The 25592-nt window shown below is 68.2% G+C and carries 22 protein-coding genes, 4 tRNA genes and 1 pseudogene; 5 read left to right on the top strand and 22 right to left on the bottom strand.

Going from position 1 to position 25592, the window contains the following annotated elements; all coding sequences use genetic code 11:
* Nucleotides 1–51 precede the first annotated feature (51 nt).
* The 4 genes from Q0D75_RS14840 to Q0D75_RS14825 all read right to left on the bottom strand — a co-directional run bounded on the left by Q0D75_RS14840 (nucleotide 52) and on the right by Q0D75_RS14825 (nucleotide 3103).
* A complete protein-coding gene (locus tag Q0D75_RS14840; RefSeq protein ID WP_291054953.1) occupies nucleotides 52–270 on the bottom strand; it encodes a hypothetical protein in 219 nt (72 codons plus the stop codon).
* An 84-nt stretch (nucleotides 271–354) separates the two neighbouring features.
* Nucleotides 355–762 carry a DUF948 domain-containing protein gene (locus Q0D75_RS14835; protein ID WP_291054950.1) on the bottom strand — a complete coding sequence of 136 codons (408 nt, stop codon included), beginning with the start codon at nucleotides 760–762 and terminating at the stop codon, nucleotides 355–357.
* A 109-nt stretch (nucleotides 763–871) separates the two neighbouring features.
* A complete protein-coding gene (rpsD, locus tag Q0D75_RS14830; RefSeq protein ID WP_291054947.1) occupies nucleotides 872–1501 on the bottom strand; it encodes a 30S ribosomal protein S4 in 630 nt (209 codons plus the stop codon).
* Between the two features lie 192 nt (nucleotides 1502–1693).
* Nucleotides 1694–3103, bottom strand: coding sequence for a replication-associated recombination protein A (locus tag Q0D75_RS14825; RefSeq protein ID WP_291054944.1), 1410 nt, complete (start codon nucleotides 3101–3103; stop codon nucleotides 1694–1696).
* A gap of 61 nt (nucleotides 3104–3164) precedes the next feature.
* Between Q0D75_RS14825 and Q0D75_RS14820 the strand changes: the two genes are divergently transcribed.
* The 3 genes from Q0D75_RS14820 (at nucleotide 3165) to Q0D75_RS14810 (ending at nucleotide 6005) form a co-directional block, all read left to right on the top strand.
* Nucleotides 3165–3974: a peptidylprolyl isomerase gene (locus Q0D75_RS14820; RefSeq protein WP_291054941.1), complete on the top strand. Its 810-nt coding sequence runs from the start codon at nucleotides 3165–3167 to the stop codon at nucleotides 3972–3974.
* Between the two features lie 93 nt (nucleotides 3975–4067).
* Nucleotides 4068–5297: a DUF349 domain-containing protein gene (locus Q0D75_RS14815; RefSeq protein ID WP_291054939.1), complete on the top strand. Its 1230-nt coding sequence runs from the start codon at nucleotides 4068–4070 to the stop codon at nucleotides 5295–5297.
* Between the two features lie 111 nt (nucleotides 5298–5408).
* Entirely contained in the window at nucleotides 5409–6005 is a 597-nt protein-coding gene (locus Q0D75_RS14810) for a hypothetical protein (protein ID WP_291054936.1), read from the top strand.
* On the opposite strand, the gene Q0D75_RS14805 is transcribed toward Q0D75_RS14810, so the two are convergent.
* From Q0D75_RS14805 to Q0D75_RS14725, 17 genes are all read right to left on the bottom strand, one after another.
* A complete protein-coding gene (locus Q0D75_RS14805) occupies nucleotides 5992–8250 on the bottom strand; it encodes a bifunctional (p)ppGpp synthetase/guanosine-3',5'-bis(diphosphate) 3'-pyrophosphohydrolase (RefSeq protein WP_291054933.1) in 2259 nt (752 codons plus the stop codon). The two genes, Q0D75_RS14810 and Q0D75_RS14805, sit on opposite strands and share 14 nt — an antisense overlap.
* A gap of 90 nt (nucleotides 8251–8340) precedes the next feature.
* A complete protein-coding gene (secF, locus tag Q0D75_RS14800) occupies nucleotides 8341–9342 on the bottom strand; it encodes a protein translocase subunit SecF (protein ID WP_291054930.1) in 1002 nt (333 codons plus the stop codon).
* Complete coding sequence (secD, locus tag Q0D75_RS14795; RefSeq protein ID WP_291054927.1) at nucleotides 9342–11057, bottom strand: protein translocase subunit SecD; 1716 nt, start codon at nucleotides 11055–11057, stop codon at nucleotides 9342–9344. The genes secF and secD overlap by 1 nt, the downstream gene beginning before the upstream one ends.
* Nucleotides 11058–11127: 70 nt before the next feature.
* On the bottom strand, nucleotides 11128–11550 hold the full coding sequence (yajC, locus tag Q0D75_RS14790; protein ID WP_291054924.1) for a preprotein translocase subunit YajC: 423 nt from the start codon (nucleotides 11548–11550) through the stop codon (nucleotides 11128–11130).
* A 78-nt stretch (nucleotides 11551–11628) separates the two neighbouring features.
* Nucleotides 11629–12678, bottom strand: a complete 1050-nt coding sequence (gene ruvB, locus Q0D75_RS14785; RefSeq protein ID WP_291054921.1) for a Holliday junction branch migration DNA helicase RuvB — start codon at nucleotides 12676–12678, stop codon at nucleotides 11629–11631.
* Nucleotides 12675–13307: a Holliday junction branch migration protein RuvA gene (gene ruvA, locus Q0D75_RS14780; protein WP_291054919.1), complete on the bottom strand. Its 633-nt coding sequence runs from the start codon at nucleotides 13305–13307 to the stop codon at nucleotides 12675–12677. The genes ruvB and ruvA overlap by 4 nt, the downstream gene beginning before the upstream one ends.
* The gene (gene ruvC, locus Q0D75_RS14775; RefSeq protein WP_291054916.1) at nucleotides 13304–13924 is read right to left on the bottom strand and encodes a crossover junction endodeoxyribonuclease RuvC; all 621 of its coding nucleotides are present in this window, start codon (nucleotides 13922–13924) and stop codon (nucleotides 13304–13306) included. Before ruvC ends, ruvA begins: the two co-directional genes overlap by 4 nt.
* A 77-nt stretch (nucleotides 13925–14001) precedes the next feature.
* Nucleotides 14002–14760 (bottom strand): YebC/PmpR family DNA-binding transcriptional regulator, encoded by a 759-nt coding sequence (locus Q0D75_RS14770; protein ID WP_291054914.1) that lies wholly within the window; start codon nucleotides 14758–14760, stop codon nucleotides 14002–14004.
* Between the two features lie 58 nt (nucleotides 14761–14818).
* Complete coding sequence (locus Q0D75_RS14765; RefSeq protein WP_291054912.1) at nucleotides 14819–18178, bottom strand: SbcC/MukB-like Walker B domain-containing protein; 3360 nt, start codon at nucleotides 18176–18178, stop codon at nucleotides 14819–14821.
* Nucleotides 18175–18837 carry a DUF4194 domain-containing protein gene (locus tag Q0D75_RS14760; RefSeq protein ID WP_291054910.1) on the bottom strand — a complete coding sequence of 221 codons (663 nt, stop codon included), beginning with the start codon at nucleotides 18835–18837 and terminating at the stop codon, nucleotides 18175–18177. The genes Q0D75_RS14765 and Q0D75_RS14760 overlap by 4 nt, the downstream gene beginning before the upstream one ends.
* Nucleotides 18827–20293: a DUF3375 domain-containing protein gene (locus tag Q0D75_RS14755; RefSeq protein ID WP_291054907.1), complete on the bottom strand. Its 1467-nt coding sequence runs from the start codon at nucleotides 20291–20293 to the stop codon at nucleotides 18827–18829. The genes Q0D75_RS14760 and Q0D75_RS14755 overlap by 11 nt, the downstream gene beginning before the upstream one ends.
* Before the next feature lie 35 nt (nucleotides 20294–20328).
* Nucleotides 20329–20901, bottom strand: a complete 573-nt coding sequence (locus tag Q0D75_RS14750; protein WP_291054904.1) for an HIT domain-containing protein — start codon at nucleotides 20899–20901, stop codon at nucleotides 20329–20331.
* Entirely contained in the window at nucleotides 20901–22871 is a 1971-nt protein-coding gene (thrS, locus tag Q0D75_RS14745) for a threonine--tRNA ligase (RefSeq protein ID WP_291054901.1), read from the bottom strand. The genes Q0D75_RS14750 and thrS overlap by 1 nt, the downstream gene beginning before the upstream one ends.
* A 57-nt stretch (nucleotides 22872–22928) precedes the next feature.
* The gene (locus Q0D75_RS14740; protein ID WP_291054898.1) at nucleotides 22929–23432 is read right to left on the bottom strand and encodes an alpha/beta hydrolase; all 504 of its coding nucleotides are present in this window, start codon (nucleotides 23430–23432) and stop codon (nucleotides 22929–22931) included.
* Nucleotides 23433–23505: 73 nt separating this feature from the next.
* Nucleotides 23506–23577: transfer RNA gene (locus Q0D75_RS14735), tRNA-Val, on the bottom strand.
* A gap of 33 nt (nucleotides 23578–23610) precedes the next feature.
* Nucleotides 23611–23684, bottom strand: a tRNA-Cys gene (locus Q0D75_RS14730).
* A gap of 51 nt (nucleotides 23685–23735) precedes the next feature.
* Nucleotides 23736–23807: transfer RNA gene (locus Q0D75_RS14725), tRNA-Gly, on the bottom strand.
* Between the two features lie 151 nt (nucleotides 23808–23958).
* Between Q0D75_RS14725 and Q0D75_RS14720 the strand changes: the two genes are divergently transcribed.
* Together Q0D75_RS14720 and Q0D75_RS14715 are read left to right on the top strand one after the other, a co-directional pair.
* Nucleotides 23959–24031, top strand: a tRNA-Val gene (locus Q0D75_RS14720).
* A gap of 55 nt (nucleotides 24032–24086) precedes the next feature.
* Nucleotides 24087–24857, top strand: a complete 771-nt coding sequence (locus tag Q0D75_RS14715; RefSeq protein WP_291054896.1) for an EI24 domain-containing protein — start codon at nucleotides 24087–24089, stop codon at nucleotides 24855–24857.
* Nucleotides 24858–24910: 53 nt separating this feature from the next.
* Here the strand turns inward: Q0D75_RS14715 and Q0D75_RS14710 are convergent.
* Nucleotides 24911–25592: pseudogene (locus Q0D75_RS14710) on the bottom strand (ammonia channel protein); the annotation flags it as partial.

The following is a 25592-nucleotide window of genomic DNA, read 5'->3' as shown; positions in this document are numbered from 1 at the left end:
GGATCGCAGAACCGCCCGTCGGCGTGATGACGCGACGGGCGGTGCGAGGGACTACTTGGCGAGCTTGGAGACCTTGTCGGCCCCGTCGGCGATCGCGGCGCGCAGCTCGGACTCGCGCTCACGGTAGCCGTCGATCAGCGAGTCGCTGAATTCCTTGGTCTTCTTGTCGAACTCGCTGAAGAACTGCTTGCCGCTTTTGGTCTGATTGAACTGGTGCGCCACCACGAATCCGATGCCGATGCCGGCGATCAACCACAGAACCTTCTTCATGTCGTTCTCCTTGTTCGTGTCGGGGCGCGAGGCCTCCGGCCGGTGTCGAGGCGAAAGCCTCTGGTGAGTAAGCCCGTGACGAGTTTAGTGCGACGAGCGGCGGCGCTTCTTTTTCGCACCGGATTCGGAGTCGTCTCCCCCGGTCGCCCGGAAGCTGAGGATGCCGGCGCGCACGGCGGCGCTGAAGCCGGCCAGGCGGATCAACGGACCGCCGACGGATGCCGCGAACAGCGCCACCAGTGACGACACGTTGCCCGTGACCTCCTCGACGTTGCGGGTGATCACGTCGACGCGGGCGAGCTGCTTGTTCGCCTCCTGCACCGTCACCGTCGACTCGGCGAGGATCGGCGTGATGCCGTCGCTGACGTCTTTGATCGAGTCGCGGGTCTGGTCGAACACGCCCCCGAGCTTCACCAGCGGAATCGCGATCAAGCCCACCAGTACGGCGAACACGCCTGCGCAGATCAGGCCGGCGATGTCTCCACCCGTCATGAGGTACCCCTTCATTGGGTTCGGCGGGGACGGACCCCGGGATGCTACGAACGACGAAAGCGGGCCACCCTGGGGTGACCCGCTCTCTAGTATGTCGTGACGACTCGCCTTAGCGGGCCGCGTAGTACTCGACGACGAGCTGCACTTCGCAGGTCACGGGGACCTCGGCGCGCTTCGGGCGGCGCTCGAGGCGGGCCTGCAGCTTGTCGAGCTCGACCGTGAGGTAGCCCGGCGTCTTCGGTAGCAGGTCGATGTGACCGCCGGCCGCGGCGACCTGGAAGGGCTCGGTGCCCTCGGAGCGCGCCTTGACGTGGATGAGCTGACCCGGCTTCACGCGGAAGGAGGGGCGGTCGACCAGCTGGCCGTCGACCAGGATGTGACGGTGCACGACCATCTGACGGGCCTGGGCGGTCGTGCGGGCGAAGCCGGCACGGAGCACGAGGGCGTCCAGACGCATCTCGAGCAGCTCGACCAGGTTCTCACCGGTCAGGCCCTTGGCCTTGCGGGCCTCTTCGAACGCGATCTTCAGCTGCTTCTCGCGGATGCCGTACTGGGCGCGCAAGCGCTGCTTCTCGCGCAGACGCACAGCGTAGTCGCTGTCCTGCTTGCGCTTGGTGCGGCCGTGCTCACCGGGAGCGTAGGGGCGCTTCTCGAGGTACTTGGCCGCCTTCGGGGTGAGCGGGATGCCGAGTGCCCGGGAGAGGCGGGTCTTGCTGCGCGTACGCGACTTGGTAGCCACTTACGTCCTTTCGTAGAAATTCTTACAAGATGGATTGCGCACAGGAGTGCGCGTGACTCCACAGGAGTCCAAGTAAGAGGGATATGCCAGGCGGTCCGGCTAAAGGACACGATCCCGTCATCGAACGTCGATCGGCAGCCGCTCCGAAATGACGCTGATTAGGCGTCTGCAAGATTAGCACAGCGACGGCTGCTAATTCGGCTTTCCCCGCGTGATGTCGCGGAGTTTCTGCAATCGCGCCGACACCTCCCGCTCGTGCCCGTGATCGGTCGGGTTGTAATAGGTCGTCCCGGTCAGTTCGTCGGGCAGGTACTGCTGCTTCACCACGCCCACGTCGCTGTCGTGCGGGTACTTGTAGCCCTTGCCGTGACCGAGGCGCTTGGCGCCGGCGTAGTGCGCGTCGCGCAGGTGCTTGGGCACCCGCCCGAAGTTGCCGGCCTTCACGTCGGCGATCGCGGCGTTGATGCCCATGTAGGCCGCGTTCGACTTGGGGGCGGTCGCCAGGTAGACGACGGCCTCGGCGAGCGGGATGCGCCCTTCGGGCATGCCGATCATCTGCACGGCCTCCGCTGCGGCCACCGCGATCGGCAGCGCCTGCGGATCGGCGATCCCGATGTCTTCGGAGGCGAGGATGATGACCCGGCGGCAGATGAACCGCGGATCCTCCCCCGCCTCGAACATGCGGGCCAGATAGTGCAGGGAGGCATCCACGTCGGAGCCGCGCACCGACTTGATGAAGGCGCTGATCACGTCGTAGTGCTCGTCGCCGTTGCGGTCGTAGCGCAGCAGCGCCCGGTCGACCGACTGCTCGAGCACCTCGGCGGTGATCAGCGGCACGGCGGGTTCTTCGCCCTCGCCCTCGCCCTCGTCCTCGTCGACCAGGTCGAGCGTGTCTTCGTCGTCGTCCACCGGCGCCACCGCACCGGCGAGCACGGTGCCCGCGGAGGCCTCGAGGGCGGTCAGAGCACGACGGGCATCGCCCGACGACATCCGGATGATCGCGGCGCGTGCCTCGTCGTCGAGCGCGACCTTGCCCGCCAGCCCGCGCGGATCCGTCACCGCCCGGTCGATCAGCACGCCCAGGTCGTCGTCGGTCAGCTGCTCGAGGGTCAGCAGCAGCGAGCGGGAAAGAAGAGGGGAGATGACCGAGAACGAGGGGTTCTCGGTGGTGGCCGCCACCAGGATGACCCAGCCGTTCTCGACCCCCGGGAGCAGCGCATCCTGCTGAGCCTTGGTGAAGCGGTGGATCTCGTCGAGGAAGAGCACCGTCGACAGCCCGTACAGGTCGCGGTTGCGGAAGGCCTCCTCCATCACCTGGCGGACGTCTTTCACGCCGGCGGTGACGGCCGAGAGCTCGACGAACTTGCGCCCCGAGGAATGCGCGATGGCCTGCGCGAGTGTGGTCTTGCCGGTGCCGGGCGGGCCCCAGAGGATGACGGACACCGATCCGCTCGTGCCGCCCTTGTCGCTGGCGAGGTTCACGAGCGGTGAACCGGGGCGTAGAAGGTGCCTCTGACCAGCCACTTCGTCGAGACTGCGGGGGCGCATCCGCACGGCGAGTGGGACCGCCCCGGAGCGGAGTCCCGGTTGCTGATAGGCCATACGTCTAGGGTACTGTGATGGGCCGACACCGCCCGGCCGACAGAGAACCACAGGAGGACCCGTGGCACCCAGCAATCAGGAGCGCGCCGCTCGAGAGGCACGCACTCGTTTGCGCGACTACCAGGCCCGGCAGAAGGCGTATTCGGAGCGCGGCCGTCGCCGCATCCGCGACAACGTCATCGCGGCCGTGGTCGTGGTCGTCCTGATCGGCGGCGTCACCGCCGCCCAGCTGTTCTACTTCAGCGACGGGCCCGGCGCGCCGGTGGCCTCGGCGTCGGCCACTCCCACGCCCGCCGCCACCGATGACGCGGGCGACGACACCGCGGCCGGCCAGAACACGGGCGACGTGCCGCCCTCCACCGTCGCCGAAGACCGAACCTGGACGGGTTCGATGACGATCGACGGCGCTCAGCTCGGCATCAGCCTCGACGGGGCAGCCGCGCCACAGGCCGTCTCCGCCTTCATCTCGCAGGCGCAGAGCGGCTTCTTCGACGGCACGGCCTGCCACCGCCTCACCACCAGCGGCCTCTTCGTGCTGCAGTGCGGTGACCCCACGGGCACCGGCACCGGCGGCCCCGGCTACAGCTACGGCCCGGTCGAGAACGCCCCCGCCGACAACCTCTACCCGGCGGGCACCATCGCGATGGCGCGCCAGGGTGACAACGGCTACAGCAACGGCAGCCAGTTCTTCATCGTCTACGCCGACACCACGCTGCCGACCGACAGCGCCGGCGGTTACACCGTCCTCGGTCAGGTCACGTCGGGGCTGGACGCGCTGCAGAGCGGCGTCATCGCCCAGGGTGTGACCGGTGGCGCCACCGACGGCAAGCCGGTCGCGCCCGCCGTGATCTCCAGCGTGACGGTGCAGTGAGCATCCGAGCGGTGAATCACAGTTCTGTAACGCCGACGGCGCCGTGCAATAGGCTTGACGCCGTACTCCAGACATCGTCGACAGGATGGTTCCGTGACCGCTAGTGATCAACACCCGTGGGGGCGAGTCGAGGAAGACGGCTCCGTCTATGTCCTCGAGGCGTCCGGCGAGCGGCTGGTCGGCCAATATCCTGACGGCAGCAAAGAGGAGGCGATCGCCTACTTCGAGCGCAAGTACACCGACCTCGCGGGCCAGGTGACCCTGCTCGAGCAGCGCGCCAAGCGCGGCGCTCCGGCCGGCGACATCTCCAAGGCCGTCAAGGCCCTGAGCTCGTCCGTCCTCACCGCGAATGCCGTAGGCGATCTCGCCTCGCTGCAGAAGAGGCTCGAAGCCCTCTCCTCCACCGTCTCCGAGATCACCGAGAAGCAGTCGGCCGAGGCTCAGGCCGAGGTCGCGCAGGCGATCGTCGACCGCACCGCCATCGTCGCCGAGATCGAGGCCCTCGCGGCGCACGATCCGGCGAAGGCGCAGTGGAAGTCGGTCACGGCCTCCATCGACTCGCTCTTCGCCCGCTGGCAGAAGCACCAGCACGAGGGCCCACGGCTGCCCCGCACCGAGGCCACCGAGCTGTGGAAGCGATTCCGCGAGGCCCGCACCTCGCTCGAGACGCAGCGCAAGGCGTTCTTCTCCGAGCTCGACCAGGTGCACCGCGATGCCCGCACGCGCAAGCAGGCGCTGGTCGACCAGGCCGAAGGCCTCGCCGACCGCGGTGTCGACGGCATCGGCGCCTACCGCGACCTGCTCGCGCAGTGGAAGGCCACGGGCCGTGCCGGCAAGAAGTACGACGACGCGCTCTGGGACAGGTTCAAGGCCGCCGGTGACGTGCTCTACTCCGCTCGCAGCGAAGTCGTGGCGCGCGACGACGAGGAGTACGGCGAGAACCTCACCCAGAAGCTCGCCCTGCTCGACGAGGCCGAACCGCTGCTCAAGGAGACCGACCGCACGAAGGCCCGCGAGGCGCTGATCTCGATCCAGCAGCGCTGGGACGCCATCGGCAAGGTCCCGCGCGACCAGGTCAAGCCGGTCGAAGACCGGTTGCGCCGTGTCGAAGCCGCCGTGCGCAAGCTCGACGAAGACTACTGGAGCCGCAACAACCCCGAGAAGAAGGCGCGTTCCGAGGGCCTCGCCTCCCAGCTCACCGGGGCGATCGACAAGCTCCAGCGCGAGATCGACGACGCCACGAGCGCCGGCGACACGAAGAAGGCGGCCGAGCTGCAAGAGGCGCTCGACGCCCGCAAGGTGTGGCTGGACGCCCTGGGTTGATCCGGCCTCTGAACTCCGCCTGAGTTCTGCACAGCAACGGGCACGGCCCGATCTCTCCACAGATCGGGCCGTGCCCGTTCTGCGTGCGGCGGTGGGGGCCATTCTCGAGGCATGACACCCTCGCTTCCGCTCATCCTCGACGACCGGTCACTTCCCGATGCCGAACTCCGGGCGGCCGCCCTCGACGGCGACGTGCGCCCGCTCGCCGCGGCGTACTGCTCGATCGATGTGCATCCCTCGGCGCAGCTGCGCGCCGAGGCGCTGGCGCCATCCATCCCCCGCGGTCTCATCGCCGAGCGGATGACGGCGGCCTGGCTGCACGGAGCCTCCAGCCGCTTTCCGATGCCGTTGCAGCTCTGCGTCCGTTCGACCAGCCGCATCCACACGCCGAAGTGTGCGGAGCGATCGGTGCGTCAGGTCGTCTTGGCCGATTCCGAGCTGGCCAGGGCGGGGCCTCTGGGCGTCACCACGTTCTTCCGCACGGCGATCGACCTGCTGCGCTGGGAGCCGGAGTTCGACGAGCAGCTGGCGTTGTGCATCCGCACGCTGCTGCTCGCCGCAGGCGCCGACGGGCGGGAGTGCCGGGCTCGCCTCCGCGCCGTCCCCCACCTCGCGCACAAGCAGAGAGCGCTGAGGCGGCTCGACGAGCTGCCCGGGTTCGGCACGCAGCCGGCCTTGGCGGGTTTCGCCCGGCTCAACCGCCGCTGACGCGGTACACGTCGTACACGGCGTCGATCCGCCGCACGGCGTTCAGAACGCGGTCGAGGTGGGTGGTGTCGCCCATCTCGAACACGAAGCGGCTGAGCGCGAGACGATCGCTGGAGGTGTTCACCGAGGCCGAGAGGATGTTCACGTGATGCTCCGAGAGCACGCGCGTGACGTCGGAGAGCAGTCCGGAGCGGTCGAGGGCTTCGACCTGGATCTGCACCAGGAAGACGCTCTTGGAGGAGGGAGCCCACTCGACCTCGATCATCCGCTCGGGCTCGTTCATCAGCGAGGCCACGTTGTGGCAGTCCGACTGGTGCACCGACACGCCGGATCCGCGGGTCACGAAGCCCACGATGTCGTCACCCGGCACGGGGGTGCAGCACTTCGCGAGCTTCACCAGGATGTCGGGAGCCCCGCGCACGAGAACGCCGGAGTCGCTGTGGGTGACCCGGGGGCGGTTGCCCACGAACACGTCGAGATCGGAGTCTTCGCTCTCAACCTCGGTCTGCAGCGAGGCGAGCACCTTCTCGATCACCGACTGGGTGGAGATGTGGCCCTCGCCGATGGCCGCGTACAGGCCGGAGACGTTGTCGTAGTGCAGCTGCGAGGCCACATCGGCGATGGAGTCCTGGCTCATCAGCTTCTGCAGGGGCAGGTTCTGCTTGCGCATCGCCCGGGCGATCGCATCCCGGCCCTGCTCGATGGCCTCGTCGCGGCGCTCCTTCGTGAACCACTGGCGGATCTTGTTGCGGGCGCGCGGGCTCTGCACGAAGCTCAGCCAGTCCTGCGAGGGGCCGGAGTCGGGGTTCTTGGAGGTGAACACCTCCACGACGTCGCCGGAGCCGAGCGTCGAGTCCAGCGGCACGAGACGGCCGTTGACCTTGGCGCCCATCGTGCGGTGCCCCACCTCGGTGTGCACGGCGTAGGCGAAGTCGACCGGCGTCGCTCCCGCGGGAAGGCCCACGACCTTGCCCTTCGGGGTGAAGACGTAGACCTCTTTGGCGCCGATCTCGAAGCGCAGGGAGTCGAGGAACTCCCCGGGATCGACCGTCTCGGCCTGCCAGTCGGAGATGCGGGCCAGCCACGCCATGTCGGTGTCGGAGGAGGTGGTGGTCACGGCGGTGGAGGCCTTGCCGCCGTTCATCCGCTCTTTGTACTTCCAGTGCGCCGCCACACCGAACTCGGCGCGCTGATGCATCTCGTTGGTGCGGATCTGGATCTCCACGGGGCGGCCGCCGGGGCCGATCACCGTGGTGTGCAACGACTGGTACAGGTTGAACTTGGGGGTTGCGATGTAGTCCTTGAAGCGGCCCGGGATCGGGTTCCAGCGCGCATGGATCGATCCGAGCACCGCATAGCAGTCGCGCACGGTGTTCACGAGCACACGGATGCCGACGAGGTCGTAGATCTCGTCGAACTCGCGGCCGCGCACGATCATCTTCTGGTAGATCGAGTAGTACTGCTTGGGGCGGCCCACGACCTTGCCCCGGATGCGGCCCGACTTCAGGTCGTCGCCGACCGCGTCGATGACTTGCTGCACGTACTCCTCGCGCTGCGGCGTGCGCTGGCGCACGAGGTTCTCGATCTCCACGTAGAGCTTGGGGTACAACACGGCGAACGAGAGGTCTTCGAGCTCCCACTTGATCGACTGGATGCCCAGCCGGTGTGCGAGCGGCGCGTAGATCTCGAGGGTCTCCTTGGCCTTCCGCTGCGCCGATTCGGCGGGCACGAAGCCCCAGGTGCGCGCGTTGTGCAGGCGGTCGCAGAGCTTGATGATGAGTACGCGGATGTCGCGCGACATCGCCACGATCATCTTGCGCACGGTCTCGGCCTGCGCGCTGTCGCCGTACTTGACCTTGTCGAGCTTGGTGACGCCGTCGACCAGCATCGCCACCTCGTCACCGAAGTCGTGCCTCAGCATGTCGAGCGAGTACTCGGTGTCTTCGACCGTGTCGTGCAGCAGAGCGGCGGCCACGGCCTTCGAGCCGAGACCGAGCTCGGCGAGGATCTGCGCCACGGCGACCGGGTGCGTGATGTACGGCTCGCCGCTGCGACGCTTCTGACCGTCGTGCGCGCGCTCGGCCGAGGCGTAGGCCCGCTCGAGGATGGTGAGGTCGGCCTTGGGGTGGTTGGCCCGCACCGTGCGGATCAGCGTGTCGACCGCGCCCACGGGCTGAGCCCGCGAGAACAGACGCGGCACCAGTCGCCGCAGCGACGCAGTCGAGTTGGTGCTGGTCTCGGTCATGTCAGGCCTCCACCACGATTATCCCCCAGCGGGCGGGCCCTGCCGTACGCGCGCGTTGCGCTGTGCGCGAGCAGGACCCTCCGCATCGGATCAGGCAGAGACCGTGGCCTTCGCCGCGCGCTCGCGATCGGAGCGCACCAGGGCGTCGTGCTTCTTCATCTTCGCTTCGTTCTGACGGAACTGCACGTAGAGCGGAGCCGCCACGAAGATCGTGGAATACGTTCCCACGATGATTCCGATCAGCAGCGCGAGCGAGATGTCGCGTAGCGTCGAGGCGCCGAGCACGAACGATCCGATGATGAGGATCGAGGCGACGGGCAGGGCGGCCACGATCGAGGTGTTGATCGAGCGCACCAGGGTCTGGTTGATCGCGAGGTTCACCATCTCGGGGAAGGTCTGGGATCCGCGCTCCCCCATGCTCGCCGTGTTCTCCCGGATCTTGTCGAACACCACCACGGTGTCGTACAGCGAGTAGCCGAGGATGGTCAAGAAGCCGATCACCGCCGCGGGGGTGATCTCAAGCCCCGTGAGCCCGTACACACCCGCCGTGATCACGAGGTCGTGCAGCAGCGCGATCAGCGCCGCCGCCGCCATCTTCCAGGTGCGGAAGTAGATGGCCATGAAGATCGCCACCAGCACGAGGAAGATGATCAGACCCCGGATGGCCTGCGTGGTGATGTCGGCACCCCAGGTGGCGCCGATGAACGATGTGGTCACGTCGGCGACCGGCACGTCGTAGGCCGTGGCCAGCGCCTCGGCCACCGCCGCACTCTGCGTCTTGTCGAGCTCGTCGGTCTGCACGCGCACCGCATCCTGCGCCAGCGTGGTGACCTTGGGGTTCGATCCGGGAGCGGTCTGGTTGACGGCGTCGGTGGCGAGGGTCTGGTCCTGGGTCGTCACCTGGGAGACAGTGAACTCGGATCCACCGCGGAACTCGATGCCGAACTCGTATCCGCCGCGCAACCAGGGGCCCACGAGGGCGATCAGGATGAGGACCGCCGAGATGGCGTACCAGAGCTTGCGACGGCCGACGAAGTCGATCGAGCGCTTTCCGGAGTAGAGGTCGTTTCCGAATTGGGAGAAGCTGGCCATCAGGAGTTCTTCCCCTCGTCGCTGGAGCGTTTCGAATCAGACGGCGCGCCCGAGAGCTCGGCGGCCTTGCGCTCCGCGATGGTCTGCCGCTTGGCGACCTCACGGCTCGACGAGCCTCGCTTGGCGGAGGAGACGCTCGCGGCCGGAGCCCGGAATTGGGCACGACCACGGTAGACCGCCCCGAGAGCGCGCGGATCGAGCCCGCTGAGCTTGTGGCCGTCGCGGAAGAACGGCAGCTCGGCCAGCAGCGTCATCAACGGGTGCGTGAACAAGATCACGACGATGATGTCGACGATGGTCGTCAGGCCGAGGGTGAAGGCGAACCCGCGCACGTTGCCGATGGCGAGCACGTACAGCACGGCGGCGGCGAGGAAGTTCACCGCGTCCGAGGCGGTGATGGTGCGGATGGCCCGCTTCCAGCCGGCCTGTACCGACGACGTGAGGGCTTTGCCGTCACGCAGCTCGTCACGTATTCGCTCGAAGTACACGATGAACGAGTCGGCGGTGATACCGATCGCCACGATCAGACCGGCGACACCCGCGAGCGAGAGACGGAAGTCGATGCGCCACGACATCAGCGTGACCAGCAGATAGGTCAGGGCCGCCGCCACGATCAGCGAGGCGATGGTGACCAGTCCGAGCAGGCGGTACTGGATGAGCGAGTAGATGACGACCAGGAGCAGACCGATCGCACCGGCGATCAGTCCCGACAGGAGCTGGGTCGAACCGAGGGTCGCCGAGATGGCCTCGGAGGACTGCGTGGTGAAGCCGATCGGTAGTGCGCCGAACTTCAGCTGGTCGGCCAGCGTCTTGGCGGAGTCCTGCGTGAACGATCCGGAGATCTGGGCCCGGCCGTCGGTGAAGGATCCGCCGGTGGTCGGCGCCGTGATGACCTTGCCGTCGAGCACGATGGCGAACTGGTTCTGCACGCCGGTCAGGCCGTAGAGGCGGGTGGTCACGTCGGCGAACTTGGCGGTTCCCTCGTCGTTGAACGAGATGTCGACGACCCACTGGCCGGTGGACGAGCCCTGCTGGGTGGTAGCCACCCCGCTGGACGCATCGGCGATGTCGGCGCCTTCGATCTCGACCGGGCCGAGCAGGTACTTCACGCCGTTCTCGTCACAGGTGACCAGTGGCTGGTCGGCGGGAGCCTGGCCGGCGTCTTCGGCTTCGGTCGAACCGCAGTCGAAGGTGTCGAACTGCGCCTGCAGAGCCGGTGTGACGTAGGCCAGGTCGCTGCCGTTGGTGGGGCTCGCGGTCGGCGTGGTCGACAGACTCGGATCGACAGTGGGAGCCGGCGACGTCGAGGCGCTCGGAGTCGCGACATCCGCCAGCAACACCGCGCGGAAGTCGAGCTTGGCCGAGGACTCGATGCGGTCGAGGGTGGCCTGATCCGGCGAACCGGGGATCGACACCACGACGTTCGTGCCGCCCTGGGTGGTGACCTCGGCCTCCGACACGCCGCTCGCGTCGACACGCTGACGGATGATCGAGACCGCCTGGTCGAGCTGCTCGGACGAGACCTGCTGGCCCGACTCGAGCTTCGGGGTCAGGATGATCTGCGTTCCGCCCTCGAGGTCGAGGGCGAGCTTCGGCGTCCAGGTGGCCGTGCTGAAAATCACGCCTCCGGCGATGGTGCCCGCCAGGACGGCGAAGATGACGGCCAGCCAGATCAGCGTCTTCCACGCCTTTTTGACCGCGGTAGTTTGTGCCACCTGAGTTACTCAGCTTTCTGTGCCGCTCGGGCGCCGGTGCGGCGAGCGTGGGTCGGAAAGGAGGACGAAGTTACTCGTCGCCCTTTTTCTCGGTCTTCTTCTCGACCGGGGAGTCGACAGCGGCAGGGGCGATGTCTTCGTGGGAGGTGGTGGGCTCGTCGATCCGCTCGCCATAGGCGGGCTCGCCGTCGAGGGCGGGGGTCTCGTCGTCGAGGGCTTCGAGGGGCGAGGGGGTGACCACGCGGGTCACGGTCTGGCGGTGCACCTTGAGCACGGTGCCGGGGGTGGTCTCCAGCAGAACCTGGTTCTCTTCCTCGTCCATCTCGAGGATCGTGCCGTACAGGCCGAAGTTGGTCATGACCTCAGCGCCCACCGCCACCTTGCTCTGCAGTTCGCGAGCCTGCGCCTGGCGCTTGCGGCTGTTGCGGAACATGAAGATCACCAGCACGGCCAGAACGACCAGCATGATGATTGTTAACGGATCGAGAGCCATGAAAAAGGGCGCCTTCCAAGAGGGTGGGGGTGATGGTCGGAGATCATCCTAGGGGTGTCTCCTGTAGACCAGCTTGAATTATAGGCCATCGCCGAAAAGCGCAGGGGCGCCGGGCGGATTATCGCGTCGCATCCCGAAGTGCTGCCAGCCGGCATTGGTGGCGATCCGGCCGCGCGGGGTTCGGGAGATCAGACCGATGCGCACCAGGAAGGGCTCCACGACGGCCTCGATGGTCTCCGATTCCTCACCGACCGACACGGCGAGGGTGTTGAGGCCGACCGGCCCGCCGTTGAATCGCTCCAGAAGGATCTGCATGACGGCCCGGTCGAGCCTGTCCAGCCCGAGGGCGTCTACGTCGTAGAGCTCGAGCGCTGCCCGCACCGCGGTCAGCGTCGCGCCTCCCCCGGTGACCAGTGCGTAGTCGCGCACCCGGCGCAGCAGCCGGTTGGCGATGCGGGGCGTGCCCCGGCTGCGGGAGGCGATCTCACGCAGCGACTCTTCGTCGATCTGCACCGAGAGCAACTGCGCGGCCCGGTGCAGCACCCGCACGAGTTCTTCGGTCTCGTAGAACTCCAGGTGCGCGGTGAAGCCGAAACGGTCGCGCAACGGGTTCGGCAGCAGACCGGCCCGTGTGGTGGCTCCCACCAGGGTGAACGGGGAGAGATCAAGGGGAATGGATGTCGCCCCGGCACCCTTGCCCACCATGATGTCGATGCGGAAGTCCTCCATCGCGAGGTACAGCATCTCCTCGGCCGGGCGGGCCATCCGGTGGATCTCGTCGATGAAGAGCACCTCCCCCGGCACCAGGGAGGAGAGCACTGCCGCGAGGTCACCGGCGTGCTGGATGGCCGGACCGCTGGTGAGGCGCAGGGGACGGTCGGTCTCGTGGGCGACGATCATGGCGAGCGTGGTCTTGCCGAGGCCGGGAGGGCCGGCCAGCAGGATGTGGTCGGGCGTGCGGCTCTGGATGGCGGCCGCATCCAGCAGCAGCTGCAACTGGCCGCGCACCTTCCGCTGCCCCACGAACTCGGCGAGCGATTTCGGGCGGAGGGCGCCCTCGAAGGCGACCTCGGCCTCGGACTCGACCTCGGGATTGACCAGGGCCTCGCCGTCGTAACGCTCGCTCACCGCGTGCTCCCGGTGTTCTGGGCCGGACCGAGCACGGCCAGAGCGAGCCGGAGCAGCGCCTGCACGTCGCCGGCCTCGACCGGCGACGCCGTCTCGAGCACCTCGTCGACGGCGGCGGTCGCGCTGCGCTCGGGCCAGCCGAGGCCCACGAGGGCGCGCTCCACATTGCCGCGGACGTGGGGGGCCGCAGCGGGCGCCCCGGTCACGGATGCTCCGGCTGCGACGGGTCGCGCCGCGATCTTGCCGGTGAGCTGCAGCACGATCAGCTTGGCCGTCTTCGGCCCGATGCCGGTGACCTTGCGGAAGGCGGCGTCGTCTTCCCGGGCGACCGCCAGCGCGACCTCGCCCGGCGTGAGTTCGGCGAGAACGCCGAGGGCCGACTTCGGGCCCACGCCCGTGACGCCGATGAGGAGCGTGAAGATGTCGAGCGAATCCTGGTCGGGGAAGCCGAACAGCGAGAGGCTGTCTTCCCGCACGATGAGCGAGGTGAGCACAGCCGCCTCGGATCCGGTACGCAGCGTCAGCGCGTGCCGGCCGGTGACGGCCACCGCGTAGCCGACGCCGCCGACGTCGATCACGGCCGTGCCTCCCGCGATGGAGAGGACGGTGCCGCGCAACGCAGAGATCATCGAACCAGCCTATGGGCGGCGGTGCGCCGGGCTGTGCCTTGCTCGGCGGCGCGCCACGCCTCCTGTGCCGGAGTGAGCGCCGAACGGTCGACCGCGGTGCGCGGCAGCGTCGATCCGCTGGTCGCTCCGGTGACGGCCGCGCCGAGCGGAACCCGCCACGCGTGACAGATCGCCAGAGCCAGCGCGTCGGCCGCGTCCGCCGGCTTGGGAACGCTCTCGAGCCGCAGTACCTTGGCCACCATCGCGCCGACCTGCTTCTTGTCGGCCTGCCCGTACCCGGTGATCGCGGCCTTCACCTCGCTGGGCGTGTGCAGCCCCACGGGCAGTGAGCGGCGCGCGGCGGCGAGCAGCGCGATCCCGCTCACCTGGGCCGTGCCCATCACCGTGCGCACGTTGTGCTGCGCGAAGACGCGCTCGACCGCGACGGTGTCGGGCCGGTGCTCGTCCAGCAGCGCCTCGATCCCCCGGGAGACGATCAGCAGGCGCTCCTCGAGCGCGAGTTCCGTGCCGGTCGTGATGACCGAGACGTGCACCAGCACCGGTTTGCGCGTCGCCGAGACGTCGACGATGCCCACGCCGCAGCGGGTCAGGCCAGGATCGATTCCGAGGACTCGCATCCACTCTCTTCTTTCTCGCGCCGGCCTGCGTCTGATCGATGTGGTGAGGTGCTGGGTGATGAGGTGGGGTGCGGAGCTCAGTCCTGTTCGAGCTCGGCCTGCACCTCGGGCGTGATGTCGATGTTCGTGTACACGTTCTGCACGTCGTCGGAGTCTTCGAGGGCGTCGATCAGGCGGAACACCTTGCGTGCGGTCTCGGCGTCGGCCTCGACCTGCAGGCTCGCCACGAACTCCACGTCGGCGGAGTCGTAGTCGATCCCGGCCTCCTGCAGGGCGGCACGGGCGGCCACCATCGAGGAGGGCTCGGTGAGCACCTCGAAGGACTCACCGCGGTCGGTGACCTCTTCGGCCCCGGCGTCGAGCACGGCGGCGAGCACGTCGTCCTCGGTGATGCCGTCGGCGTGCGCGACGGTGATGACGCCCTTGCGGGCGAAGTTGTAGGCCACGCTGCCGGGGTCGGCCAGGGTGCCGCCGTTGCGCGACATCACGGTACGGACGTCTGCGGCCGCACGGTTCTTGTTGTCGGTGAGGCACTCCACCAGCAGCGCGATGCCGTTCGGGCCGTAGGCCTCGTAGATGATCGTCTGGTAATCGATCGACTCACCGGTGAGCCCCGCGCCGCGCTTGACCGCGCGATTGATGTTGTCGATCGGAACAGAGGTCTTCTTCGCCTTCTGCACCGCGTCGACCAGGGTGGGGTTACCGGCCATGTCGGCGCCGCCCATCTTGGCTGCGACCTCGATGTTCTTGATCAGCTTCGCGAACGACTTGGCACGGCGCGAATCGATGATCGCCTTCTTGTGCTTGGTCGTCGCCCACTTGGAATGTCCGGACACGAAAATCTCCTTCAGGAATCTCGGTCAAGTCTACGCGAGAAGGCCGCCCGCGCCCGTTTCAGCGCGCGGGCTCCGGGAGACCGACCTTGGCCTTCGCCCAGGAGCGACCTTGAGTGTCTTTGAGGATGGTGTACTCCACATCGACGTGCGGCTCGATGGCGCTGTACTTGTCGTTCGGGGCGCCGATGACGAGCTGGAAGCCGAGGCCGCGCCAGGCGCCGATCGCCCGCTTTGTGAAGTGCGCATCCGCCTTGATCAGCGCTTCGTCCATGAACACCGGCGCGTAGCGCGGCCGGGGCGCCCCCGCGTCACCGAGCTGGTAGCGCAGCGCGGCGCCGACGATGAATGCGACCAGCTCCTGCGACTCGCCGCCGGACTTCTCGCCGATGTGGTCATAGAGCGCGACGTGCTCCCGCGTCTGGGCGTCGATCCGCTCCGCACTCACGCGCACGTGGTTGCGCACGTCGATGAGTTCGGCGAAGTCGGGCGCCGAGCGCCGCATCCGGCCGATCAGGCGGCTCATCCGCCGGTAGGCGTTCTCGCGATCCGTGTCGGTCGAGGCGGCCTCGATCAGGGCGCGCACCTCGCGCAGCTCCCGCCGGAAGCGCTTGCGGGCCTCGGACTGGTTCTCGCGCGGCGCGATCTGCAGCCGGTGGCGATCGTCGTAGAAGGGCAGTTCCTCCATGATGCGGTTGATCGGATCGATGCGGTCCTTGATCTCCCGCAGCGAGCGGGCGAGGGTGGAATCCAGACTGGTGAGATCGTTGCCCGACAGCTTCAGCAGGCTGTCGCGCCATTCGGTCTCGAGCTCGTGCAGCCCGCTGGTCTCCAGGGCTTCGAGGATGCTCTCGAACTCGGCCACCGACTCGTCGGGATCGGGCACGACGGTCAGGCTGTCCCAGCGCTCCACGAATCCGCTCATCAGCCGGCGCATGCTCTCGCGCTGTTCCTGGTGGGCGTCGGAGGCGGCCCGGCGATCGTCGCCGAGCCGCTGCGCCGCCGTGCGGAGCGCGGTGTCGAGGTGGGCGAGCCGTTCCCCCGCGGACGAGGTGCCGTCGGCGGCCACGTCGAGAAAACGGTCGTCGAGGAACGAGGCGTGCCCGTCGCCGAGCGTCACTCCCCCGGCGTCGGCGTCGTCGATCACACGCTGGCAGGCGTCGACCTCATCCGTCACGGACCCCCAGCGCTCCTTGCTCTGAGCGAGGTCGGCGGCCAGTCGCGCCTCCTCGGCGCGGAGCCGTGCGGCCCGGGTCTTGCACTCCTCGGCCTGCTCGGTGAGGTGGGCGATCTCGGGGTTGGCCGCCGTCACCTCGGTTTCGACGGCGAGCCAGCGCTCGCGTTCGGCCACGACCGTGTCGACGTCGATCTGTTCCCAGGTGAGGTCTTCGATCTTCGCGAACGCCGTCGAGCGAGCCGCCAGGTGGTCCAGCGCGATGTCGGCGTCGTGCGCGGCGCGCGCGGCGGTGTCGAGACGGTCGGTCAGGCGCTGCACGTGGTCGTCGAGCTCGCGGAGGCGGCGCACGTTGGAGAAGCCGAGCACGTTGCCGCGCCCCTGACCGCCGTGCGCGCCCCGGCTCCCGCGCGAGACCTGCCCGGTGATCGTGAGCGCCTTCTGATGCCGGCCGAGCTGCGACGAGGCGTCGACGCAGACGAACCCGAAGCGATCGGTGAGCCGCTGCTGGAGCCACCCGGTGAAAGGCGTCGACCGGTAGTCGAGGCGCCCCGGCAGCGTGCTCGCGTCGAGGGTCGTGATCTCGGCGAGCCCGGTGTGGACTCCCTCGTAGTTCAGCCTCTCCTGCGTGCGGACCGAGTTGATGGCGGCCCGGAAGGCGTCGAGCTGGGAGGCATCGATCAGCAGGGTTCTGGCGAATCCCCCGAGGGCGAGGTTGAACGCCTCCCGCCACGGCTCGAACTCGGTGCGCACCTCGACCAGCTCGCCCACGAACGGGAGGTCGGAGGGGTCGAGCCCGGCCGCGTGCGCCAGGAGCCTGCGTGTCTCGTCGAGCGCGGGCGGGATGCTGCCCCGCATCCGGCTGGCGGTGTCCCGCTCCTTCTGCACACGCAGCCGCTCCGCGTCGGCCGCCCGGCGTTCGGATTCCGCCTCGGCGAACACGGCCCGGGCCTGGCGCACCCCGGAACCCGGCCGGGCCACCAGGTCTCCTGCAACGAGGCGCTCGAACTGCGCGGCGGACTGCACGTCGACGCCGAGCTCCCGGATGACCTCTTCAAACTTCGCACGCTCCCGCCGAACCTCGTCGAGACGGCGCTCCACCAGCCGGAGCTCGCGCTGGGCGGTTTCGAGCCGGTCGCCGCCGGAGAGCCGCAGCACGTCGAGCAGTCCCTCGCGCTCGAGATCCGCCGCCTCGATCAGAGCATGCTTCTCGCGCACCGCGAGCTCCAGGGATCGGGCTCGAGCGCGCAGCTCGATCTCGACCTCCCGGAGCAGGCCGAGGCGGCGCTCGGCGCTCCAGAGAGACGCCGGCGAGCTCGGCTCGGAGAAGACCCCGACCTCGTCGATCAGGCGCACGCGCTCCGCCGCGGCCTCGATCTTCGCCGTGATCCCCCGGATCGGCTCGAGCGCGTTCACCTGCTGCTTGGCCGTGAGCATCCGCGTGCGGGTGCTCTCGAGTTCGTCGAAGTGGGAGACCACCGCATCGGCGATGGCCATCGTCTCCGGCTCCTCGAGCACGAGACGCTTGTACAGATCGTCGACGGTCGTGATCTGCTGGCCGGCCTGGATCCGGGCGAGGAGACTGATCGCCTTCGCGCCGGAGCCGGCCGCGCCGATCCCGAGAACCGCATGCAGCCGGGCAGAGAACTCGCGGTCGGTGGCCAGCGTCTCCAGGCCGGCCGCTCGAACGGCGGCATCGGAGAGCCGCTGGGCCGCCGCCTGCTCCAGGCGGCCGAGATCGAAGGCGCCGGTGACGGTGGCGCGCACCCGGATCGTGTCGTCGAGCGTGCGCGCGTCGGTGGGGATGTACCAGGCCCTGATGGCCGTGAAACGCGACCCGTCGTGATCGAGCCAGGTGGCTGCGATCGCACTCCACGTGTCTTCGCCGTCGCCGCGGAGCACGCGCAGCTTCGTGCCGTCTTCGGTGCGCGACTCGTCGATCTTGCCGCGGCCGTACGACAGGATGTTGCGCTGGTCGTCGCCGCGGGGCCGGCCGGTCACGCCGCCGTTCGAGGCCCCGTTGAACGGCGTGGTGTGGGGCATCATGAGGGCGATGTAGGCGTCCATCATGGTCGACTTGCCGGAGCCCGACCCGCCACAGAGCAGCGTCGCACCGGGCGAGAACCGCACCAGATGCGGGCCGCCGTCGTAGCCGCCCCAGTTGATCAGCTGCAGATCCTCGACGATCCACTGCTGCCCGCGCGACGCCGCCGGGATGAGACCGAAGAGCGTGTCGATCATCGTCATCGTGCGACCACTTCCTGTTCGCGCAGCCAATCCCGCAGCTCTTTGAGCGTCTCCGCACTGAGGACGACCTCGACGAGAGCACTGATCCGATAGCGCCCGCTCGTCTCCTCGCCGACGATGCCTTCGCGATCCAGTCGCTCCATGGCGTTCCTGATCGCCTTCTGGTGCCGGGCGGTGCTGCCGTCGGCCTCGGTGAAGTAGCTCAGCACGGTCTGCTCCACGTCTTCGATGTCGACCCGGACGGAGGCTTCGCCAGCGGCCGATTCGCGCTGGTAGACGGTGCGCAGGTGCACGAGCACGAGCGTCTCCGCCCGGGAGTAGGGAGCATCCTTGAGCAGGACCGGCATGTCGACCTCGTCGGAACGCAGCTGCTGCTTGTAGGCGAACCCGCGGGAGTGGTCGATCACGAGCCGCAGATACAGGTCGTTCAGCCGGGACTCGATCATCTGCTGGTGATCGAGCATCAGCTTCCATTCGGCCTTGTGGCGCTCGGCCGCGAGGAACCGGCGCTGGAGCAGATGGACGAGCACACGCCGCACCTCCGGATCGAGGGTTCCCCGGTCACCGGGAAAATGCTCCTCGAGATCGTCTTCCATCGCCACCGGCGAGATGAACGGGTCGTCGGTCGCCGGTTCGGACCCGAAGTCGTCATCCATCATGCTCATCGTCCTCTTTCGTGGTGCGTGCCGTCACCGCGGCGAAGGCGAATCGGCGCGTGGTGCCGTCGGGTCGCACGGCCTCGACCATCGACACCTCGGCGCTCTCGCTCATCCCGTTGCGGTGGGCGATCTCGAGTAGTCCGAGGAGGTCGACGGGGCGGCGGGTGTCGGCTGCGGCGTCGGTGAACGCGGCGGCGAGATCGAAGACCTCGCCGAGACCGGCGACGTACGCCTCGAGTTCGGCGTACCGCGGCCCGCCCCAGGCTCTCGAGTCGACGTCGGCGAACTCGACGTCGACGGCCTGGGTGAGCGGTGCCGGCGACCCGGGCGGCCGGATGTCGCTCACGGCCTGGCGCAGATGCCCGAGATCCAGCAGAGGCATGCTGCGCACGGGCTCCACGGCACCCGCACCGCTCCAGGCGTGCAGCCCGGCGATGACGTCGCGCAGCAGGTCGTCGATCTGGCGGTCGCGCAGCGGATCGTGCGTCTTCACCTGACCGGTGATGACGTGCGAGGCCCGGCGTTGCGCCGCGAGGACCTCCTCGACCCCGAGCTCCACCCGTCGCCCGATGGCATCGAGCTCGGCGCGCTGGGTGCTGTCGAGCAGCCGCGCGAAAGGCTGCCGGAGCAGGCCGTGCAGCTGCTCGGTGAGCGCGTCGATGCGATCCGGATCGCCGATCAGCCGCAGAGCACCCGCGAAAGCCCGGCCCTCGGGGGTCGCCTGCATGACGTCCTGCGCGCGCTGCAGGTACTCCCGCAGCACCTCGCCCGTCGGTCGCTCGTCGCGCCTGAGGTACGCCACCACATCCCGCTGCATCGCCCTGAGCGACTCCGCCACCCGGGTGAAGTCGGCGGGGAGCTCGCGGGCCAGGTGCAAGACGTTCTCGGCCTCTTCTAGCAGCTCGTCGTCGTCGAGCGGGTCGGCGAATCCGCTCGCCTGGATGCGCGCGATCTCGGCGTCGAGCACATCGCGCTCGGCGCCCAGGCGGACGAGCCGGCGCACCGGATCGGCCTCCGCGCTGTCGGTGAGATGCTCCACGGCCTCGAGCAGCGTTCGCACCCGCGAGTTCGACACCCGTGTACGGCCGGCCCCGGTGCGACCAGCGATCTCCAGCGCTTCGACGGCGTGCGCCGACAGACGGTAGACCTCGACGTCGTCGTCGATCTGCTGCACCAGCCACCCCAGTCGCACCCAGTTGCGGCAGACGTCGCGACCGGTTCCCGCCGGGATCTTGCGACCGTCGTCGTCATAGCCGGCCGCCCGCAACTCGTCCAGGATCTCCGACAGCTCCGCATGCCCGTCGGCGATCGCCACGGATGCGCGGTCGGCGGTGAACACGATCGACAGAGCGGCCACGACGAACGGGGCGAACCGGCCGTGCAGCAGGTCGAGTGTGGGCGTGGTGAAGGCCGTCACCGCGCGGGAATACGCGGCTTCGGCTCGTGATCCTGTCATATCCTCAACTTAAGCGGTGCCACCGACACCGGCCGTCACAGAGCCGGGACGCCGCCGGCCGGGGCCGATCCGGAAGCGGGCCAGGCCGCCTGGATCTCGGCCCGCACCTCGCCCAGAAGCTGAGGAAGCGCCTTCGTGCGGGCGATCACCGGGAAGAAGTTGGAGTCCGACATCCAGCGCGGCACGATGTGCTGGTGCAGGTGCCCGGCCACTCCCGCGCCGGCGACCCGGCCCTGGTTCATCCCGATGTTGAAGCCGTCGCAGCGCGCCACCGTCGTCAGCACGCGCATCGCGGTCTGCGTCAGCTCGGCGATCTCCTGCGTCTCCTCCGGCGTCGCCAGATCGTAGGTCGCGACATGACGGTACGGGCACACCAGCAGGTGACCGGAGTTGTACGGAAAGAGGTTCAGCAGCACGTAGGCGTGCGTTCCGCGCGCCACGATCAGCCCCTCTTCATCGCTCAGCGAGGGCGCCCGGCAGAACGGGCACTCGTCGATGTGCGGCTGCTCGCCGCCCTGGATGTAGACCATCCGGTGCGGCGTCCAGAGCCGCTGGAAGGCATCCGGGATCCCGGCGAAGTCGCCGGACTCCTCGATCGGGCGCTCCATCAGAGCTGCCCCGCGGTGCTCACCTGCAGATGATTCTGAACGCTCCGCACGATGCGTTCGATCGCCTCGTCGGCCGCGACACCGTTCTCCTGCGAGCCGTCGCGGAAGCGGAAGCTAACCGAACCGGCCGCCAGGTCGTCGCTGCCGGCGATCAGCAACACGGGCACCTTGTCTTTGGTGTGGGTGCGGATCTTCTTCTGCATGCGGTCGGACGAGTCGTCGAGCTGGGCCCGGATGCCGCGCTTCCTCAGCCGCGACACGATCTCGTTCAGGTAGTCGGCGTGGTCGTCGGAGATCGGGATCGCCACGACCTGCACCGGAGCCAGCCACACCGGGAACGCCCCGGCGTAGTGCTCGAGCAGGATGGCGAAGAACCGCTCGATCGAGCCGAGCAGCGCGCGGTGGATCATCACGGGCTGCTGCTTCGTGCCATCCGGCGCCGTGTACTCCAGCTCGAACAGCTCGGGCTGGTTGAAGTCGAGCTGGATGGTGGAGAGCTGCCAGGTACGGCCGATCGCGTCGCGCGCCTGAACCGAGATCTTCGGCCCGTAGAAGGCCGCTCCCCCCGGATCGGGCACGAGCTCGAGACCGGAGGCGATCGCCACCTCGCGCAGGGTCTCGGTGGCGGTCTCCCACATCTCGTCGGTGCCGACGGACTTCTCGGGGTCGCGGGTGGACAGCTCGAGGTAGAAGTCGTCGAGGCCGTAGCCGCGCAGCACGTCGAGCATGAAGTCGATCTGCCGGGTGAGCTCTTCGCGCACCTCGCTCTGGGACACGTAGATGTGGGCGTCGTCCTGGGTGAGGCCCCGCACTCGGGTGAGCCCCGAGAGCGTTCCGCTCTTCTCGTAGCGGTAGACCGTGCCGAATTCGGCCAGCCGCAGCGGCAACTCGCGGTAGCTGCGGCCGCGCGCCCGGAAGATCAGGTTGTGCATCGGGCAGTTCATGGGCTTCAGGTAGTAGTCCTGGCCCTGCTTGGTGATGTTGCCGTCGGCATCCTGCTCCTCGTCGAGGTGCATCGCCGGGAACATGCCGTCTTTGTACCAGTTGAGGTGCTGGCTGGTCTCGAACAGGTGCGCCTTGGTGATGTGCGGCGTGTTCACCAGTTCGTAGTCGTTCGCGATCAGCTGCTCGCGCAGGTAGTTCTCGATCTCGGCCCGGATGATGCCGCCCTTGGGATGGAAGACCGCGAGGCCCGATCCGATCTCGTCGGGGAAGGAGAACAGGTCGAGCTCGTTGCCGAGCTTGCGGTGGTCGCGCTTGGCGGCCTCCTCGATGCGGGCCTGGTAGGCGCGCAACTCGTCTTTCGTGGGCCAGGCGGTGCCGTAGACCCGTTGCAGCTGCTTGTTCTTCTCCGAGCCGCGCCAGTAGGCGGCGGCCAGTCGGGTGAGCGCGAAACCGTTGCCGATCATCCGCGTGCTCGGCAGGTGAGGGCCACGGCAGAGGTCTTTCCAGACCGTCTCGCCGGTCTTCGGGTCGACGTTGTCGTAGATGGTGAGCTCGGCTCCACCGACCTCGACCGACTCGTTGTCGCCACCCTCATCGGCGCTGCCGCCCTTGAGGCCGATCAGCTCGAGCTTGTACGGCTCATTCGCGAGCTCGGCGCGCGCCTCGTCTTCGGTGACGACTCGGCGCACGAAGCGCTGGCCGGCCCGCACGATGCGCTCCATGCCCTTCTCGATCGCCTTCATGTCCTCCGGGGTGAAGGGCTCGGCCACGTCGAAGTCGTAGTAGAAGCCGTCGGTGACGGGCGGGCCGATACCGAGCTTCGCCTCCGGGTTGATCGCCTGCACGGCCTGCGCGGCCACGTGCGCAGCGGAATGGCGCAGGATGGCGAGGCCATCGGGGCTGTCGATCGTCACGGGCTCGACGGCATCCGTGTCGGTCACCGTGGTCGCAAGATCTTTCAGTTCGCCGTTGACCCGCAGGGCCACGACGGCCCGGTCGGTGAAGAGATCGAATCCTGTTGCCACGGGTGAGGGCTCCTGCCTAGGTGAAAGAGAACCCCTCAAGCCTACCGGCGGATGCGATCAGTCCCAGTCGAGGTAGTCCTCGATCGCCCAGGCCGTCTCACCCGCGTGGGTCGAGGGGAAACCATGACCTGCGGCGTCGATCGTCACCACACTCACCAGGCCGGGGGCGGCCTCGCGCAGGGCGTCGCCGTTGGCCGGAGGGGTGACGTCGTCGTCGGCACCCTGGATGACGAGCACCGGGATGCCCTCGGCCAGCGCCGGAACCGTCTCGCCCGACTCGACCCCGAGCAGGATCACGCCGTTCACGCGATCGTGGTGCGCCGTCGCGACCTCACGCGCGATCGAACCGCCGTACCCGTGGCCGCCGATCCAGGCATCCGTCACCCCGAGCTCGTCGAGCACCTCGACGACGTGCTGAGCGGATTCCGCCGCGATCCGCACGACCCGGAAATCCTCCTGGGCGATCGAGTGCGCCAGCCCGGCGAGCTGAGCGATGCCCTCGCCCTGCTCCGGGACCAGCACCACGGCCGGGCCGTTTCCCTCTTCGGCAGAAGCAACCATCACTGAACACCTTCCTCGTCGGGGACGGAATCGGAAAAGGCCCCCGAGCATTCTCGGGGGCCTTTCTCGTGTGTGGGCGATACTGGGATCGAACCAGTGACCTCTTCCGTGTCAGGGAAGCGCGCTACCGCTGCGCCAATCGCCCAATGGTGGTGGTGCCAAAATTCTTTGACGAGAGTGGAGGTGGCGACGGGATTTGAACCCGTGTGGACGGCTTTGCAGGCCGCTGCCTCGCCTCTCGGCCACGCCACCCAGTTCGTGCATGTGAGAACTGGCGATTCTCACTACGAGTAACTTCACTCGAGCGGATGACGAGATTCGAACTCGCGACCCTAACCTTGGCAAGGTTATGCGCTACCACTGCGCCACATCCGCACCGCTGCATTTCTGCAACGGGAGAGACTCTATCCGATTCATTCGGCGTTAGCCAAATCGACATGGTCATGGCGTGTCGCACGGTTTCTGTGTACGAAGCACCCCTCGGCATCCGGTACTATCGATAACTGTTCAGGGCTCACACCCCAGCGGGCGATTGGCGCAGTTGGTAGCGCGCTTCCTTCACACGGAAGAGGTCATCGGTTCGAGTCCGGTATCGCCCACGCATTTTCGAAAGGCTCCCTCTCCAGGGGGCCTTTCGTCGTTTACGCTTCGGGGATGGTGCGTGAGCTGCTGGGTGGGGCCGGGCTGTTCTGGCGCGGGGTGCGGATGTGGGGCACGAGGCCCCGGCTGATGCTGCTCGGAGCCGTACCGGCGCTGATCGTGGCCGCTGTCTACGGGACCGGACTGGTCGTTCTCGCGGTCAACTCCCCCGGATTGGCCGAGTGGGCCACACCGTTCGCCGACGGATGGGACGAACCGTGGCGCAGCATCGTGCGGGTCTCCGCCGCCCTCGCACTCGTCGCGGCCGGTGTGCTACTGGTCGTGTTCACCTTCACCGCCATCACCCTCGCGGTCGGCGACGTGTTCTACGAGCGCATCTGGCGCGCCTCCGAAGAGACCCTCGGCGAGGCGCCCGACGAGGCGTCAGGCGGCTTCTGGCGGCTCCTGCTGCGCGGGATCGGCACCGGGCTGCGCATCCTGGTGCTGACGCTCGGAGTCGCCCTGCTGCTCTTCGTGGTGGGTCTCATCCCCCTGCTGGGCCCGATCCTCTCCCCCGTGCTCGCCGCGGTGTTCGGCGGGTGGGTGCTGGCACTCGAGCTCACCGGCTTCGCCTTCGACGCCCGCGGCCTGACCCTGCGCGACCGGCGACGGATGCTCGGCGCGCGTCGCGCCCGCACGCTCGGCTTCGGCATCCTGTGCTACCTGACGTTCCTGATCCCGCTCGGCGCGGTGCTCGCCATGCCGAGCGCCGTCGTGGGCGCCACTCTCCTCGCCCGCGACGCGATCGGGCCGAACACGCAAACGGGGCGCCATCCCGAAGGATGACGCCCCGCTGTGTTCGTGTGACTCCGGCGCGTGTGCGCGGAGGGTGCGGAGACCTAGACGGTCTCGAGCACGTAGCCCTCTTCGCCGTGCACGGTGGTGTCCACGCCGGCCACCTCGTCTTCGTTCTTGATCCGGAAGCCCATGGTCTTCTGGATGACGAACCCGATGATGAAGGCCATCACGAAGGAGTAGATCAGCACGACCATGGCGGCAGCGAACTGCTTCCAGAGCTGCTCGAGCGAGCCGGTGTCGATGAGGCCGATGCCGGCGCCGAAGATACCGATGTAGAGCGTTCCGATGAGGCCGCCGACCAGGTGGATGCCCACCACGTCGAGCGAGTCGTCGAAGCCGAGCTTGAACTTGAGCTCGACGGCCAGGGCGCAGACGGCACCGGCGAGGATGCCGAGCACGATCGCCCAGCCCGGGGTCAGGATGTTACAGGCCGGGGTGATGGCGACCAGGCCCGCGACGGCACCGGATGCGGCACCGATCGAGGTGGGCTTGCCGTCCTTGATCTTCTCGATGATGAGCCAGCCGAGGATACCGGCGGCGGGAGCCGCGAGGGTGTTGATCCAGGCGATGGCGGCGACGCCGTCGACCGCGGCCTCGGAACCGGCGTTGAAGCCGAACCAGCCGAACCACAGCAGTGCGGCGCCCAGCAGGGTGAGCGGCACGTTGTGCGGCTTCTGGATGCCCTTCTGGAATCCGACGCGCTTGCCGAGAACCAGGGCCAGA

It is taken from the genome of Herbiconiux sp., assembly GCF_023264855.1.
In the GTDB taxonomy this organism is placed as follows: Bacteria; Actinomycetota; Actinomycetes; order Actinomycetales; family Microbacteriaceae; genus Herbiconiux.
The sequence above is the reverse complement of the archived record's forward strand: the minus strand, read 5'-3'. Positions and strand labels throughout refer to the sequence as shown.

Coding starts and splice junctions, on each gene's coding strand:
- Q0D75_RS14750 (WP_291054904.1), bottom strand. CDS start 20,901: ATGGAGCGCCCGATCGAGGAGTCCGGCGACTTCGCCGGGATCCCGGAT.
- Q0D75_RS14825 (WP_291054944.1), bottom strand. CDS start 3,103: ATGGCCTATCAGCAACCGGGACTCCGCTCCGGGGCGGTCCCACTCGCC.
- Q0D75_RS14810 (WP_291054936.1), top strand. CDS start 5,409: ATGACACCCTCGCTTCCGCTCATCCTCGACGACCGGTCACTTCCCGAT.
- Q0D75_RS14740 (WP_291054898.1), bottom strand. CDS start 23,432: ATGGTTGCTTCTGCCGAAGAGGGAAACGGCCCGGCCGTGGTGCTGGTC.
- Q0D75_RS14765 (WP_291054912.1), bottom strand. CDS start 18,178: ATGACGATGATCGACACGCTCTTCGGTCTCATCCCGGCGGCGTCGCGC.
- Q0D75_RS14760 (WP_291054910.1), bottom strand. CDS start 18,837: ATGATGGATGACGACTTCGGGTCCGAACCGGCGACCGACGACCCGTTC.
- Q0D75_RS14715 (WP_291054896.1), top strand. CDS start 24,087: ATGGTGCGTGAGCTGCTGGGTGGGGCCGGGCTGTTCTGGCGCGGGGTG.
- yajC (WP_291054924.1), bottom strand. CDS start 11,550: ATGGCTCTCGATCCGTTAACAATCATCATGCTGGTCGTTCTGGCCGTG.
- Q0D75_RS14840 (WP_291054953.1), bottom strand. CDS start 270: ATGAAGAAGGTTCTGTGGTTGATCGCCGGCATCGGCATCGGATTCGTG.
- Q0D75_RS14755 (WP_291054907.1), bottom strand. CDS start 20,293: ATGACAGGATCACGAGCCGAAGCCGCGTATTCCCGCGCGGTGACGGCC.
- secF (WP_291054930.1), bottom strand. CDS start 9,342: ATGGCCAGCTTCTCCCAATTCGGAAACGACCTCTACTCCGGAAAGCGC.
- Q0D75_RS14805 (WP_291054933.1), bottom strand. CDS start 8,250: ATGACCGAGACCAGCACCAACTCGACTGCGTCGCTGCGGCGACTGGTG.
- Q0D75_RS14835 (WP_291054950.1), bottom strand. CDS start 762: ATGACGGGTGGAGACATCGCCGGCCTGATCTGCGCAGGCGTGTTCGCC.
- ruvA (WP_291054919.1), bottom strand. CDS start 13,307: ATGATCTCTGCGTTGCGCGGCACCGTCCTCTCCATCGCGGGAGGCACG.
- ruvC (WP_291054916.1), bottom strand. CDS start 13,924: ATGCGAGTCCTCGGAATCGATCCTGGCCTGACCCGCTGCGGCGTGGGC.